This window comes from Yersinia sp. J1 (assembly GCF_050586585.1).
GTDB classification, from domain to species: domain Bacteria; phylum Pseudomonadota; class Gammaproteobacteria; order Enterobacterales; family Enterobacteriaceae; genus Yersinia; species Yersinia entomophaga.
In genome coordinates this window covers 189,446-202,917 of record NZ_JBOBDP010000004.1, presented here as the reverse complement: position 1 = coordinate 202,917, position 13,472 = coordinate 189,446, and the positions used below count along the sequence as shown (strand labels likewise).

Genomic DNA, 13,472 nt, shown 5'->3' with positions numbered 1-13,472 from the left:
AATAGAGCGCAATAATGTGAATTATTTATGATTACGATGCAGAAACGCACGAATGACCAACGTGCCGTGCACCGTGAGCATGCTCAGCACGATTAGTGCCAGCCAGAACGCACCTATTACCTGCCAGGGATGTTCCTCGGGCTGCACCAATACCACAGGAATAGCGTCTTTTGATAAGCCGGTAGCGCCAATAAAGGACACATGATGCTCACCGGCGCTGCTTGCCTGCGAACGGAAAAAAGCCAGAGTGGGCAGCCATCCCCCCACTTTCTCAGGTGGTTGCACCAACAGGTCTTCCCGATTCAATCCCACAATTTTTACCGCATGTTCACTGGGAACAAAGGACGCGACCTGTTTACGCAGCACCGGACGTATATAAATCCCCATGGCATCCGCGCTTTGATCCAACATTTCGACTTTATGATTACTGGAGAATGCCGCAGGCTGCTCAAACGCCCCCAACTCTGACATTGCCAGTAGGTCATACCAATCGTCTGATTCCGTGCCGTAAGCGTCGTTAATGCTGATTCTCAAGCGATCTTTCATATAGTTACAATCAACGTTGGTACAAGCAGTGTTAATCATTGCCAACGCCTGAGGAATATTTGCCAAAAAACCATAATGGGTATCATCAACATAGAATTCACCGGTCGCCAGACGCGCCACGGTCTCATCCAACGGAATGATCGGTAACGGGTGCGGAGCATCCCAAATCAGGCGGCTACAGTCTGCATAGACTTCGCGATACGGCTTTTGTGAGCGAGTTTCGTCGGTGACGTTAATGGTTTCAGGTAAAATCATTTCACAGCGCGCTGTCCCTTCCACCGTAACCCGCTCTCCCGGCGGCAACTGAGCGTCCCGTAAAGCCGTAGAAGAAGTAAAATGAACCGGTTCGCTACCTGCAAGTTGATGATAACCCAGCGCAATCCGAGCTAAAGGCGCCCGCCATTCGCTCCACGCCACGCCCAGTACCAGCAACGCCACAATCATGATGGAAACATGATGGCGCCAGAACCTTGGCCTAACGTTATTCATTCCCTGATCGATAGCCCGACCATTGAAACGTAGAACGGTAAAATCTTCGGTACTGAGATGAACCTCAACCTCACCGGCAGGTGCCGTTACAGCGCCCCAGGATTCAGGGAATACCAGCAGCAGGTGGTCTCCCAGCCATAGCAAACCCTCCTGCTCATACACTTTCCCTCGCATAATGTTCACCGCGCCAGGAAGGCCGCGACGACGCAGCAGCAGGAAATACCCGAGCGGCAGAAGGCACGCAGCAGCCCCCCACCAGGCGATGATCCACTCGGTGGTCAATGTGCTGGCCAGTAATGCTCCTAAACCTAGCAGAATCAGAAACGTAGGAAAAATACGCCAGCCGGAACCTTTGCGCAGAATAAATTCACTTTCGGTTTCTTTGCGCTGCCTGATTAGCTTGATTGGCTCGCTGGAAGAATCTTCTGCAATCGTTCCCGGCGTACCCTTGGCCCAGTTCTCCCGCACGGTTTCAGCGCCCATAAGACGCTCCAGTCCCTCTTCAATCCTGAAACTGTTGTTGAGGGAAACAACCAACCCAATGTTGCCGATAAAAATCACTTCTGCCCGATTATGGGGCTGTAGAAACGCATCTGAGTCAAAGGGTAAATACACCTCGACGCCACCCAGAGTTTCATGCTTTACCTGCCCGCCGCCGCTCAAACCGTGGCTGGAATACTCACCTTCGATAATCCGCACGTCATGATTATTCAGATCAGACAGATTTGGCGGCTGGCGAAATGGATCCAATAGCAGCAGCTTATCCGTCACCGGGCCGAAAGTTATCTCTATCGCGGCGAGTTCCGCGCTGGTCAGGCTGCGCACGACAGGAAGTTGACGAGCCTGCCGCAGTTTAAAGCGATCGCGAAAACGCCTACCGCCATAGATCAGAACAGAAATAAGGGAAATAGCGCAGATAACCAACGGCAAAAACTCGTTAAAACTCATAATCCTTTACGACTCCAGCTTCCATGCTCAATAAAATGTTATCGGCTACACAGAAAAATCTAAAACCGGTATCGGCGCATTACCGAAACACTTGAACCTTTTCTATCAATGGATAGAGAGGAAATATTCTATAAGCGGCTAATTTAACCGACACATTTATTTACACGGCGCATATTATCAGTTCCTGACAATACCGAAAGTTATCCTTTTCTTTGGTTCTCATCTTTTATTCCTTATTTTTTATAAGGATAAACAAGTCTTTTCAGCCCTATCTGCGCTTTCACCACCTTTATGTTCAAAAAAACGATAACCTGCGGCGCTCCTTAAAACCGCATATTCATGACGGCTATCACATTCGCTACAGAGAAATTTCCCAAGCCAGACCACAGCGTCTAGATTGAAATAAAAATCTCATCCGACCACTTGCCCGAGAAGCTGCGAGGAGGGGAAATAATAATAACAATTTGGTGGTATCTAATATCACCAAAGCACTCGATGGAGACTGCAATGATCGCTTATCCCAACCTGCTCGCCCCGCTGGACCTCGGCTTTACTACACTAAAAAACCGCGTTCTGATGGGCTCCATGCATACCGGGCTGGAAGAACTACCCGATGGACCTGAACGTATGGCTCGGTTTTATGCCGAACGGGCAGCTGCTGGCGTTGGCCTAATCGTGACCGGCGGTATCGCGCCCAATAAAAAAGGGGTGGTTTATCAAGGCGGTTCGATGCTGAGCGATGAAGGTCAGGTGGCTCATCATCAAATTGTCACCGATGCCGTTCATCAGGCTGGAGGGAAAATAGCGCTGCAAATTCTTCACGCTGGACGCTATAGCTACCAAAAACAGCCCGTAGCTCCTTCTGCCCTGCAAGCGCCAATCAATCCTTTTTCACCTCAGGCACTTACTACGGAAGAAATTGAACAGACCATCGCGGATTTTGCTCGCTGCGCGCGGTTGGCTCAGCTGGCGGGCTATGATGGCGTCGAAATCATGGGCTCAGAAGGTTATCTGATTAATCAGTTCCTCGCCGCTCGCACCAATCAACGTACCGATGAATGGGGCGGAAGTTTTGAAAAACGGATGCGTTTTGCCGTGGAAATTGTGCAGGCAGTGCGTCAGGCAACCGGTGAGAAATTTATACTGATCTATCGGTTATCCATGCTGGATCTGGTAGATGAAGGCTCAGACTGGCATGAAATAGAACAACTGGCGCTGGCAATTGAACAAGCCGGAGCCACTCTGATTAACACCGGTATTGGCTGGCATGAAGCCCGGATTCCGACCATCGCCACCATGGTGCCACGCGCCGGATTTAGCTGGGTAACGCGCAAGTTAATGGGCAAAGTCACGATCCCATTGATCACCACCAATCGCATTAACGATCCGGCGGTCGCAGAAAAAGTGCTGGCCGACGGCTGTGCCGATATGGTTTCCATGGCACGCCCTTTCCTCGCCGATCCGGAATTTGTCCGAAAAGCGGCAGAAAACCGAGCGGACGAAATCAATACCTGTATCGGCTGCAATCAGGCCTGTCTGGATCAGATATTTGAAGGCAAGCTGACCTCTTGTCTGGTTAATCCTCGCGCCTGCCGCGAAAGCGAGATGCCGATACAAGCGACACCCGTACCCAAGCGCCTGGCCGTTATTGGCTCTGGCCCTGCCGGTCTGGCTTTTGCGACTACCGCAGCCAGCCGCGGGCATCAGGTGACCTTATATGACGCAGCCGACCGCATCGGTGGGCAATTCAATATCGCCCGACAGATTCCCGGCAAAGAAGAATTTAACGAAACTTTGCGTTATTTCCGGCGACAGCTTGAAATTCAAGGCGTGAATACGATGCTAGGGAAGCATATTCAGGCTGCGGAACTGGCAGAGTTTGACGAAGTTATTCTGGCCTGTGGCATTGTGCCACGCTTACCCGTTATTGAGGGAATCGAGCACCCGAAGGTTCTCACTTATCTCGATGTATTGCGTGATAAAAAACCGGTTGGTCAACGAGTGGCTATTATCGGCGCTGGCGGTATCGGCTTTGATACGGCGGAATACCTCAGTCAATCCGGGGAATCGACCAGCCTGAACAGTGAGGCTTTCAACGCCGAATGGGGAATTGACCAAAGCTTGAATCACCGCGGAGGTTTGGCTCCTCAAGGCCCCGAACTATCGCCTTCTCCACGCCAAATTTTCCTGTTGCAACGTAAAGCGAGCAAAGTGGGCGAAGGATTGGGAAAAACCACCGGTTGGATTCACCGCACCAGCCTGACCATGCGTGGCGTAAAAATGCTGAATGGCGTGAGCTATGACCGGATTGATGATGAAGGTTTACACATGACCCGCGGCGAGCAATCGACCTGTCTGCCGGTGGATAACGTGATTATTTGTGCCGGACAGGAGCCACGCAGAGAACTGTATCAACCGCTGCTGGATATGGGGAAAAAGGTGCATTTAATCGGTGGAGCAGACGTGGCTGCCGAGTTGGATGCACGGCGCGCCATCGATCAGGGCACGCGATTGGCTTTAGCTATCTAATATTGCGGATCAAAAAGGGGAGCCTCAGCTCCCCTCTGCACGATTAAAAATCGCTGTAAGACATATCCAGGCTGCCTGAGCCGCCGCCCTCGGAACGAGAGCTGGAGCTGGTTTTCACCGCTTTCAATACGACAAATTTCTGATTGGAATCGATGGTTTCACAGTTACCAAACAGGCGATTCAGCTTATGGTAGTAGTCCAAATGACGGTTACCAACAATCATTAGCTCACCACCGGTTTTCAGGCAACGTTTCGCATCACAAAACATCTGCCAGGCGACGTGATCACTGACGGTATGTTGTTGATGGAAAGGAGGATTACAGAAGACCATCTGCAAACTTTCACGTTCTACGCCAGCAAGACCGTGGCTCACCATAAACTCGCAGCGCGCCAGATCCTGCGGCAAATTGCGCTCAATATTCAAACGGCTGGAAGCCACCGCCATATAAGACTCATCCACGAACAGCATTTCTGCATCCGGATTCTGCTCAACGGCAATCAGCCCGACCACGCCGTTCCCACAGCCCAGATCGGCCATTTTTCCACTCAGATTGTACGGCAGGTTTTCCATAAAGAAACGCGCGCCGATATCCAGATTGTTGCGAGAGAAAACGTTAGCGTGATTATGAATTACATAATCAGTGCCGCCCAGCTTCCAATCGGTGGTTTCAGGTGTTTCTGTCAGCGGTAAATCAGCCACTTCACAGTGAATCAGTCGCGCTTTTTTCCATGCCAGGCTGGTTTTGGTTGGGCCTAAAATACGCTCAAACAGCTGCAAAGTAGAATTGTGTACGTCACGGGCTTTGGCGCCAGCAATAATAATGGTATCGGGAGCCACCACGCGACGCAGCGCCTGAAGTTGATGTTCCAGTAATGCCAACGCTTTAGGAATCTTAATCACAACCAACGCCGGAGCCTCAGGTAAGGCATCCATACTGCTCAGCAAAGTCACCGCGTTATCATCCAGACGGTTCAAATGCAGATTGTGCGCGGTACCCAACTGGCTCATATAAGAATCGCTGACGCTATACGGGTTGGACGCGTGTAATGCACAGGCCAAAGCACCAAATTGATCGTTGAACAGCAGCACCGGGCGTCCGCCAACTTTACTGATGTCGATGTTTTTTAACAGATATTCATCTGCTGCTTCCCACGCCTGTAGGTTGCTGGAATCTTCCTGCTGTGGGAAACGTTCAAGTCTTAGGCTTTGCGTTTCCAGATCGAGTTGGCTCATCGCCGCTCCTGAATGATAAATTTGGGCTGTTTATCCCCTAAAAAGGGCGATCAGTAAATTGTTTTTTCGTGAATAAGGGTTTTATTGATACTGGGCTAACCAGAGGGGAATTCTTCTTATAGTTATATTATTGATGCATAGAGATATATTTAAATAACGAATAAACCTCAAAAAATTCTACAGTTTATCCCATTTTTAGTTCTCTAAGGATATTGCAGCTATCAAATCGAAATAGGCAAATATACAATCCGCCAACTTATTACAATCGGAAAGGTTATATAGTCAATACCGATAATACATTATTAATGAAACAAATTAAAGAACTAATTAATGGGAAACTGCCTGTGCAATTTTCTATGCTTATCCAGCAATATAACCACGGAAGGTACTCACTCATGGATCTATTCAGCGCTTTGCCCTACACAATCCCGCCAAGTTCGCGTTTATACCAAACTCAACACTCTAAAGCCTTTCATCGTAATTGGTGTGCCAGAGGCATTGCCATTGCGCTGTTGGCAATGAGTAGCGCTAACGCCAGCACGACTTCTTGGGCTTCTCTGCCGACCTTCGAGCCACCTAGCGCACTGAGCATTCAGCCTCAGGCTGTTTACTTGCCAGCAGCTACTCCCCATTGGCCTACTGCAACTCCGCGCTGGCCTGCTGCTGCTCCCCGTTGGCCTGCCAGTCGAATCGATACTCCTGTCAATGATGTTGTGGAAATCATCACTTCTGGTGTTGAACATATTCATGAGTTCCTGATCAAAGAATTCAACAATGAACTTTATCTACAATTTAAGATTTCAGGTGCTCTATCCTCTATAACGCCACTTAATCATTTATCTCCTGCGTTAGGAATTAATGTTACTGATGATCTTATTACAGAAGAAAACATTTATAACCATATCAATAGCTCGGCCAGTCCCAAATCTATTGATGCATCTTCAGATGAAGATATGAATCAAAACAAAACAACCGAAGTAGCGGTTAATACCCCCCCTCAGCATGTTGATGTCGTTCCCAACGACGTAATACACCCGGTTGTGATTAATCCAAATTTGAATAACGATATCTGGACAATAGATGATGAGTCCATCATTGAAAATTTATCTTTAAGCAATAACTCAAAAATAGTCATTTTGCCCAGCAGCGAACTGGGGAGTTATATTTTTTACATGAACGAGTACCAATCTGATAATAGCCAAAATGAAATACACTTCCACACACAAATTGGTAATAACGAATACCCAGGTGGATATCTTTGGATTAATAGTGACAGCGCAGGCACAACTTTTGTCACTATCCATAATCACCGAGTCAACGAATCAATAAATAAACACGATCAGGATATTCAACTCATAGAGGTTTCAGGCGAAATAAAAGGCAACTTTATTCAGCGTGGTCGCGTTATATACGGCGCTTATGATTATCGATTGTTACGCGACGGGCCAGCTGGCAAAAGCTGGTATCTCACCAATAAGGTCTCCCTGGATCCTAAAGTGGCAAACTCTACCGCACGGGTGTACCGCCCAGAAGCGGCAGGTTATATAGCCAACCAGATAGCCGCTAACAAACTCTTTATCAGCGATATTCACGATCGCTTTAATCAAACCGATTATGTAGATCCTCTCAGCGGCCAGAAAATGGCGCCCCCAATGTGGATGAAAACATCCGCAGGTATTCATCGTTTTAAGGATTCATCGGGCCAGTTGGCCAGTAAATCCACATATTCCTCTATTCAGTTAGGCGATATCTTGAACCAATGGTCAACCAACGATAACGATGTTGGATACTTTGGTATTACTGGCGGATATGGAAAGGCCAATGCTAATAGCGAATCGAATATTACCGGTTATCGCGCCCATTCCAACACTCACGGATATAACTTGGGGCTTTACACCACATGGTTTGCCGATCGCTCCACTAAGCTAGGTGCCTATATTGATATTCTGGGGCAATATAGCTGGTTTAAAAATAGCGTCGAAACCCAGGGAGAAGGTAATGAATCATATAAAAGTAAGGGATTTACTACCTCTATAGAAACTGGTTTTAAACACCCACTGATTGATCAGGAACAGTTTGGTTTATTTATCCAACCTAAAGCTCAGGCCGTTTGGCAGGGAATTAAAGCTAAAAATCATGTTGATGCTTATGGCACGCTGATTTCACCTAAAGACAACCACCATTGGATGACAAACGTCGGCTTACGCAGTTATATGCAGATCAACTCTGGCACGCTGTCGGAGAAACGCACACTGTCAGTCAAACCTTATCTGGAGACAAACTGGATCCATAATAGCAAAGCTGCGGGAATCATTATGGATAACGCAAAAATTGATCGTTCGGGTGGAAAGCATATCGCAGAAGTTAAGTTAGGTATTGAAGGCATCTTTAATAAAGATCTTAACATCTGGGGTAATTTAGGCCATCAAATGGGCAAACAAGGCTACTCTGACACCAATGCGGGTCTTGGCATGAAATACCAATTCTAAACGGCCTCCAGTGCCGGGCGCGCACTCAAAACGCTATCCCGGCCTTGGTGCATTTTTGTTTAATTTAGCTGAAAACGGTACTATCGGCTGATTACTTCCAACGTAAAGCCATCATCGTTAAAATCCTAACGGTGAGGCTTATCAGCCAGAGCATACTCAGATGCAGGAATTGACCTATCTGCAAGGTTATCCCGAACAGTTGCAAACCCAGGTTCGTCAGTTAATCACCGAACAACGTTTGGGGCAGGTTCTTCGCAACCGTTATCCTCAACCGCATGATTACAATACGGATAAGTCACTTTATCAGTACACCATGGATCTGAAGAACCAGTACCTGCGTAACGCTCAACCGCTGAGCAAAGTGGCTTACGACAGCAAAATCCAAGTAATGAAACACGCATTGGGGCTACATACCGCCATTTCACGGATTCAGGGAGGGAAATTAAAAGCCAAGGCTGAAATTCGCGTAGCGACGGTATTTAAAAATGCGCCTGAGCCTTTCCTGAAAATGATTGTGGTGCATGAATTGGCGCACTTAAAAGAAAAAGAGCACAACAAAGCCTTTTATAGCCTGTGTTGTCACATGGAACCGCAATATCATCAGTTAGAGTTCGATACCCGGCTTTATCTGACCCAATTATCTCTGTTTGGCGATATTTACTAACCGCTTAATTGACCTAACGGCATCAATAAATTCTCATCGTCAGCCCTTTTTCTGGCGGCGGTTCAATGACTGACACAGTACACAGATACGGAGCTTTTATGATTCGCTTTGCTGTTATTGGCACAAACTGGATTACCGAACGGTTTATTGATGCCGCCCACGCAAGTGGCAAGATGTCGTTGGCTGCGGTCTACTCACGTCAATTGGAGCAGGCGCAAAATTTCGGCAATAAATTTGGGGTCAGCGCCTGTTTTCATTCTCTGGAACACCTAGCCCAGAGCAACGAGGTAGATGCGGTTTATATCGCCAGCCCCAACTCTCTGCACTATTCCCAAGCCTTGCTGTTACTCAGTCATAAAAAGCACGTAATTTGCGAAAAATCTCTGGCCTCTAATCTGGCCGAGGTTGAAGCCTTAATTGCCTGCGCCAAAAAATATCAGGTCATACTCTTCGAAGCGTTTAAAACTGCCTATTTGCCTAATTTTATTCAGCTGCAAAATGCGTTGCCCAAGTTAGGCCAGTTACGCAAAGCCTTTATCAATTTTTGCCAGTATTCCTCTCGCTATCAGCGTTATTTAAATGGCGAAAATCCTAATACCTTCAATCCCGCTTTTTCTAACGGCTCGATTATGGATATCGGCTATTACTGTCTGGCAAGCGCCATCGCGCTATGGGGAGAACCTCAGAGCGTACAGGCTAGCGCCACTCTGCTGCCCAGCGGAGTCGACGCTCACGGTACGGTCTGCCTGAATTACGGTGAATTCGACGTCGTATTATTCCATTCCAAAGTCAGCCAATCTCATATTCCTAGCGAAATTCAGGGCGAAGACGGCACGCTAGTTATTGAAAGAATCTCTGAGTGCCACAGCATCACCTATACTCCAAGAGGTCAGGAGATACAGGATCTGACGCTACCGCAGTATGAAAATAATATGAGGTATGAAGCTGAAGCCTTCGCCGATTTGATTGCTAAAAATCAGGTTGAGCATCCAGGTTTAGCGCTTTCAGTCAGCACCGCGCGCCTTCAAACTGAAATTCGTCGCCAGACTGGCGTAGTTTTCCCTGCGGATTCGCAGCAAGCATCATCATTAAAATGAATAGGTGTGATTGACCAACGCCCTCTTTTGAATTAATTTTGGTGCTGCAAAGGGGAGTAACTTCATTGCCGGTTTGCCGTCATTACGGTGCGAAAGCACTCGGTTACCGGGCAACCTCATCATGTAGAAGCAATTAAATCGCTTTTACATCATCAGGGTTGTAAGTGAGACCTTGCCGGAAGGCGAGGTTTGCTTGCAGCTCAGACATAGCGGCTGGCGTCTTCCGACGTTGGCCGTTTTGTTTTTTTATGAGGTTTACTCTGATGATGAACTCCGTTGGTACGCCCGTACTTTGGGTCGGTTTTGCCGTTGTAGTCGCGATTATGCTCGCCGTTGATCTTTTCCTTCAGGGCCGTCGCGGCTCTCAAACCATGACGCTACGTCAGGCCGCCGCCTGGTCGTTGGTATGGGTGAGCCTGGCTATGCTGTTTAACGCCGGTTTCTGGTGGTATCTGAGCGAAAGCGTAGGGCGCGAAATTGCGGATAAGCAGGCGCTCGCTTTCCTGACCGGCTATCTGATTGAAAAAGCCTTAGCGGTCGATAATGTCTTTGTCTGGCTGATGCTATTCAGCTATTTTGCCGTTCCTGCCAATCTACAGCGACGCATCCTGATCTACGGCGTACTTGGGGCAATCGTGCTGCGAACGGCAATGATCTTCGCAGGTAGCTGGCTGGTTTCGCAATTTAGCTGGATTCTTTATCTGTTCGGTGCCTTCCTGTTATTCACCGGCCTGAAAATGGCATTTGGCAAAGAGGATAACAGCCCCATTGGTGATAAACCCTTAGTGCGCTGGATTCGCAATCACTTACGCATGACTGACGAACTCCACGGCGAACGTTTCGTCATTCGCAAAAATGGTCTGTTGTACGCGACACCTTTGGTGCTGGTGCTGATTCTGGTTGAGCTGAGCGACGTCATTTTTGCCGTCGACAGCATTCCAGCAATCTTTGCCATCACCACCGATCCCTTTATTGTGCTGACTTCTAACCTGTTCGCGATTCTCGGCCTGCGCGCCATGTATTTCCTGCTAGCAAACGTGGCGGAGCGCTTCTCGCTATTGAAATACGGTCTGGCAGCGATTCTGGTGTTTATCGGAATCAAAATGATGATCATCGATCTGTTCCATATTCCTATCGGCATCTCTCTTGGCGTAGTTGCCGGTATTCTAGCCCTCACTTTACTAGTGAATGCCTGGGTGAATCACCGCGCCGATCAAAATACACCACACTAACTATGTGACTATCTGCCTGATAATCTATTACACGGGGTGTCTGTCACCCCGTATTTATTTGGCAGATACCACTAATCGCCAAATGTTATCTTGATCACACATATGTAAACAAAATGTTATGCAAAGTGATCAACATTATATTTCCCTAATTGTTTCTTTCCAGCCTATTCCATTCCCTTATACTAACCCTGCAAACACACTTGGTTACAGGTTTGAAGAAAAAGTACCCGGTCAGGTTCCGGCCGAGGTATGAAGCCTGTACAACGTCATTCAACACAGCGACATTCAGTTCACTGGGAAGAGGTAAATTGATATTTATGGAAAACAAAAAATCAGGGCTATTTCACTACTTAAGCCACGGAAGTCTGGTTAAACAGATATTGGTGGGTTTGGTTGCCGGTATCATTCTGGCAAGCGTTTCACAATCAGCCGCTGTCGCGGTAGGCCTGTTAGGCACCTTGTTTGTCGGCGCATTGAAGGCCGTCGCCCCGGTATTAGTATTGATGCTGGTAATGGCTTCTATCGCAAATCATAAGCAGGGTCAGAAAACCAGTATTCGCCCTATCCTGTTCCTGTACTTGTTAGGAACCTTCTCGGCGGCCCTGATTGCCGTCGCCGTGAGTTTCATGTTCCCTTCGACGCTGGTATTGGCAACCAATAATGCCGATATCTCCCCTCCGGGCGGCATTGTTGAAGTATTACGTGGGCTATTACTGAGCATCGTTGCCAACCCGATTCATGCGCTATTGAACGGCAATTACATCGGTATTCTGGCTTGGGCGGTCGGTTTAGGCTTTGCTCTGCGTCATGGCTCAGAGACTACCAAGTCTTTGATTTCTGATATGTCTCACGCCGTTACCTTCGTGGTACGAGTGGTGATTCGCTTTGCTCCTCTGGGTATTTTTGGTCTGGTAGCTTCTACTCTGGCAGAAACTGGCTTCGGCGTATTACTGGGCTATGTGCAACTGCTGGTCGTATTGATCGGCTGTATGCTTCTGGTAGCACTGGTGGTTAACCCACTGATTGTTTTCTGGAAAATTCGCCGTAATCCTTACCCACTGGTGTTTGCCTGCCTGCGTGAAAGCGGTGTAACCGCATTCTTTACCCGTAGCTCTGCGGCCAACATTCCAGTGAACATGGAACTTTGTAAAAAGCTGAATCTGAACGAAGATACCTATTCAGTTTCCATTCCACTGGGTGCCACCATCAATATGGCCGGCGCGGCAATTACCATCACCGTGTTGACGCTGGCAGCGGTACATACGTTGGGTATTGCGGTTGATTTGCCGACGGCATTATTGCTCAGCGTAGTCGCGGCTGTGTGCGCCTGTGGCGCTTCCGGTGTGGCCGGTGGTTCGTTGCTGTTGATTCCGCTAGCCTGCGGTTTATTCGGTATTCCAAATGAAATCGCCATGCAGGTAGTTGCTGTAGGCTTTATCATTGGCGTATTGCAGGATTCGGCAGAAACCGCGCTGAACTCCTCTACCGATGTGCTGTTTACCGCCGCAGCCTGTCAGGCTGACGATGCCAAACTGGCTAATCCAGACCCGCTGGCAACGCGTTAAATCTCAAGATTCTCACTTATCCAAAGGGTGGCAAAAGCCGCCCTTTTTATCCTTTCTTTTCGACCAGAAAAGGATCGATGCCCTGCAATTGCAAGCGACGGAAGCGGATGATATTAAAGCCGTTAATCAGCAGGAAACTCCCTTCAATCAGCGATCCGCCAATCGAACCCAGCCAGATATTATGAATTACCCAACAGGCGGTTGAGCACCACATAATACAGCGCGTGGTTAAGCCGTGAGTGCGGAACAGCGCCCAAGTACTGGCTACGGTGCCAATTATCGGCAAAAGCTCTACTACGTGATGCATTCGCCACAAACCTAACGTTAGTGTCAGAATGATAAACACAACCATCACTATGCTGCTACGAGTCTTGGTCGAGATCAGGGTGCGTAGAGCGTTAAGCAATGCACTGCTGCCTGCTGCACTGGCTCCCATCAGAAAGAAATGGCCACCGATGATGGCGCTATAAGCCGAAAGTTGCAGTTTGAAACGTCGTTCATCCCGGTTGAAAAACATGGTAATACCGACAAAAAATGCCAATACGCCAACAGCTTGGGCAAACCAATAGAACGTCATGGTGGGGTATTCCTGGTATAGGGGAGTCCCTATCTCTTCTGGAGTCGAACATAGCTAAAACGACGCGCTTACCGCTAATCGGGGCCCACGGTAAGCGCGCGA

Annotated in this window: 9 protein-coding genes; 6 read left to right on the top strand and 3 right to left on the bottom strand. The window is 48.2% G+C overall.

Annotated elements, in window-relative coordinates:
- Nucleotides 1-21: 21 nt before the first annotated feature.
- The gene (locus ACQ4OC_RS09385; RefSeq protein ID WP_430971122.1) at nucleotides 22-1,983 is read right to left on the bottom strand and encodes an IgaA/UmoB family intracellular growth attenuator; all 1,962 of its coding nucleotides are present in this window, start codon (nucleotides 1,981-1,983) and stop codon (nucleotides 22-24) included.
- Nucleotides 1,984-2,490: 507 nt separating this feature from the next.
- On the opposite strand from ACQ4OC_RS09385, the gene ACQ4OC_RS09380 reads away from it, so the two are divergent.
- Nucleotides 2,491-4,512, top strand: coding sequence for an FAD-dependent oxidoreductase (locus ACQ4OC_RS09380; RefSeq protein WP_430971121.1), 2,022 nt, complete (start codon nucleotides 2,491-2,493; stop codon nucleotides 4,510-4,512).
- A 43-nt stretch (nucleotides 4,513-4,555) separates the two neighbouring features.
- Here ACQ4OC_RS09380 and rlmG read toward each other — a convergent pair whose 3' ends face one another.
- On the bottom strand, nucleotides 4,556-5,746 hold the full coding sequence (rlmG, locus tag ACQ4OC_RS09375) for a 23S rRNA (guanine(1835)-N(2))-methyltransferase RlmG (RefSeq protein WP_064515274.1): 1,191 nt from the start codon (nucleotides 5,744-5,746) through the stop codon (nucleotides 4,556-4,558).
- Nucleotides 5,747-6,051: 305 nt separating this feature from the next.
- Between rlmG and ACQ4OC_RS09370 the strand changes: the two genes are divergently transcribed.
- From ACQ4OC_RS09370 to sstT, 5 genes are all read left to right on the top strand, one after another.
- Nucleotides 6,052-8,235: an autotransporter outer membrane beta-barrel domain-containing protein gene (locus ACQ4OC_RS09370; protein ID WP_430971120.1), complete on the top strand. Its 2,184-nt coding sequence runs from the start codon at nucleotides 6,052-6,054 to the stop codon at nucleotides 8,233-8,235.
- Nucleotides 8,236-8,395: 160 nt separating this feature from the next.
- Nucleotides 8,396-8,899 carry a M48 metallopeptidase family protein gene (locus tag ACQ4OC_RS09365; protein WP_430971119.1) on the top strand — a complete coding sequence of 168 codons (504 nt, stop codon included), beginning with the start codon at nucleotides 8,396-8,398 and terminating at the stop codon, nucleotides 8,897-8,899.
- A 98-nt stretch (nucleotides 8,900-8,997) separates the two neighbouring features.
- Complete coding sequence (locus ACQ4OC_RS09360) at nucleotides 8,998-9,996, top strand: Gfo/Idh/MocA family protein (protein ID WP_064515280.1); 999 nt, start codon at nucleotides 8,998-9,000, stop codon at nucleotides 9,994-9,996.
- A 263-nt stretch (nucleotides 9,997-10,259) separates the two neighbouring features.
- Nucleotides 10,260-11,228, top strand: coding sequence for a TerC family protein (locus ACQ4OC_RS09355; protein WP_064515282.1), 969 nt, complete (start codon nucleotides 10,260-10,262; stop codon nucleotides 11,226-11,228).
- 317 nt (nucleotides 11,229-11,545) lie between these two features.
- Nucleotides 11,546-12,793 carry a serine/threonine transporter SstT gene (sstT, locus tag ACQ4OC_RS09350; protein WP_064515284.1) on the top strand — a complete coding sequence of 416 codons (1,248 nt, stop codon included), beginning with the start codon at nucleotides 11,546-11,548 and terminating at the stop codon, nucleotides 12,791-12,793.
- A gap of 46 nt (nucleotides 12,794-12,839) precedes the next feature.
- Here the strand turns inward: sstT and ACQ4OC_RS09345 are convergent, their stop codons facing one another.
- Nucleotides 12,840-13,370, bottom strand: coding sequence for a YgjV family protein (locus tag ACQ4OC_RS09345; protein WP_064515286.1), 531 nt, complete (start codon nucleotides 13,368-13,370; stop codon nucleotides 12,840-12,842).
- Between the last annotated feature and the right edge of the window lie 102 nt (nucleotides 13,371-13,472).

Bases quoted from the DNA above. Each gene is read 5' to 3' on its own strand.
- ACQ4OC_RS09380 (WP_430971121.1), top strand. From the start codon at position 2,491: ATGATCGCTTATCCCAACCTGCTCGCCCCGCTGGACCTCGGCTTTACT.
- ACQ4OC_RS09385 (WP_430971122.1), bottom strand. From the start codon at position 1,983: ATGAGTTTTAACGAGTTTTTGCCGTTGGTTATCTGCGCTATTTCCCTT.
- ACQ4OC_RS09370 (WP_430971120.1), top strand. From the start codon at position 6,052: ATGAAACAAATTAAAGAACTAATTAATGGGAAACTGCCTGTGCAATTT.
- rlmG (WP_064515274.1), bottom strand. From the start codon at position 5,746: ATGAGCCAACTCGATCTGGAAACGCAAAGCCTAAGACTTGAACGTTTC.
- ACQ4OC_RS09360 (WP_064515280.1), top strand. From the start codon at position 8,998: ATGATTCGCTTTGCTGTTATTGGCACAAACTGGATTACCGAACGGTTT.
- ACQ4OC_RS09355 (WP_064515282.1), top strand. From the start codon at position 10,260: ATGATGAACTCCGTTGGTACGCCCGTACTTTGGGTCGGTTTTGCCGTT.
- ACQ4OC_RS09345 (WP_064515286.1), bottom strand. From the start codon at position 13,370: ATGACGTTCTATTGGTTTGCCCAAGCTGTTGGCGTATTGGCATTTTTT.
- ACQ4OC_RS09365 (WP_430971119.1), top strand. From the start codon at position 8,396: ATGCAGGAATTGACCTATCTGCAAGGTTATCCCGAACAGTTGCAAACC.
- sstT (WP_064515284.1), top strand. From the start codon at position 11,546: ATGGAAAACAAAAAATCAGGGCTATTTCACTACTTAAGCCACGGAAGT.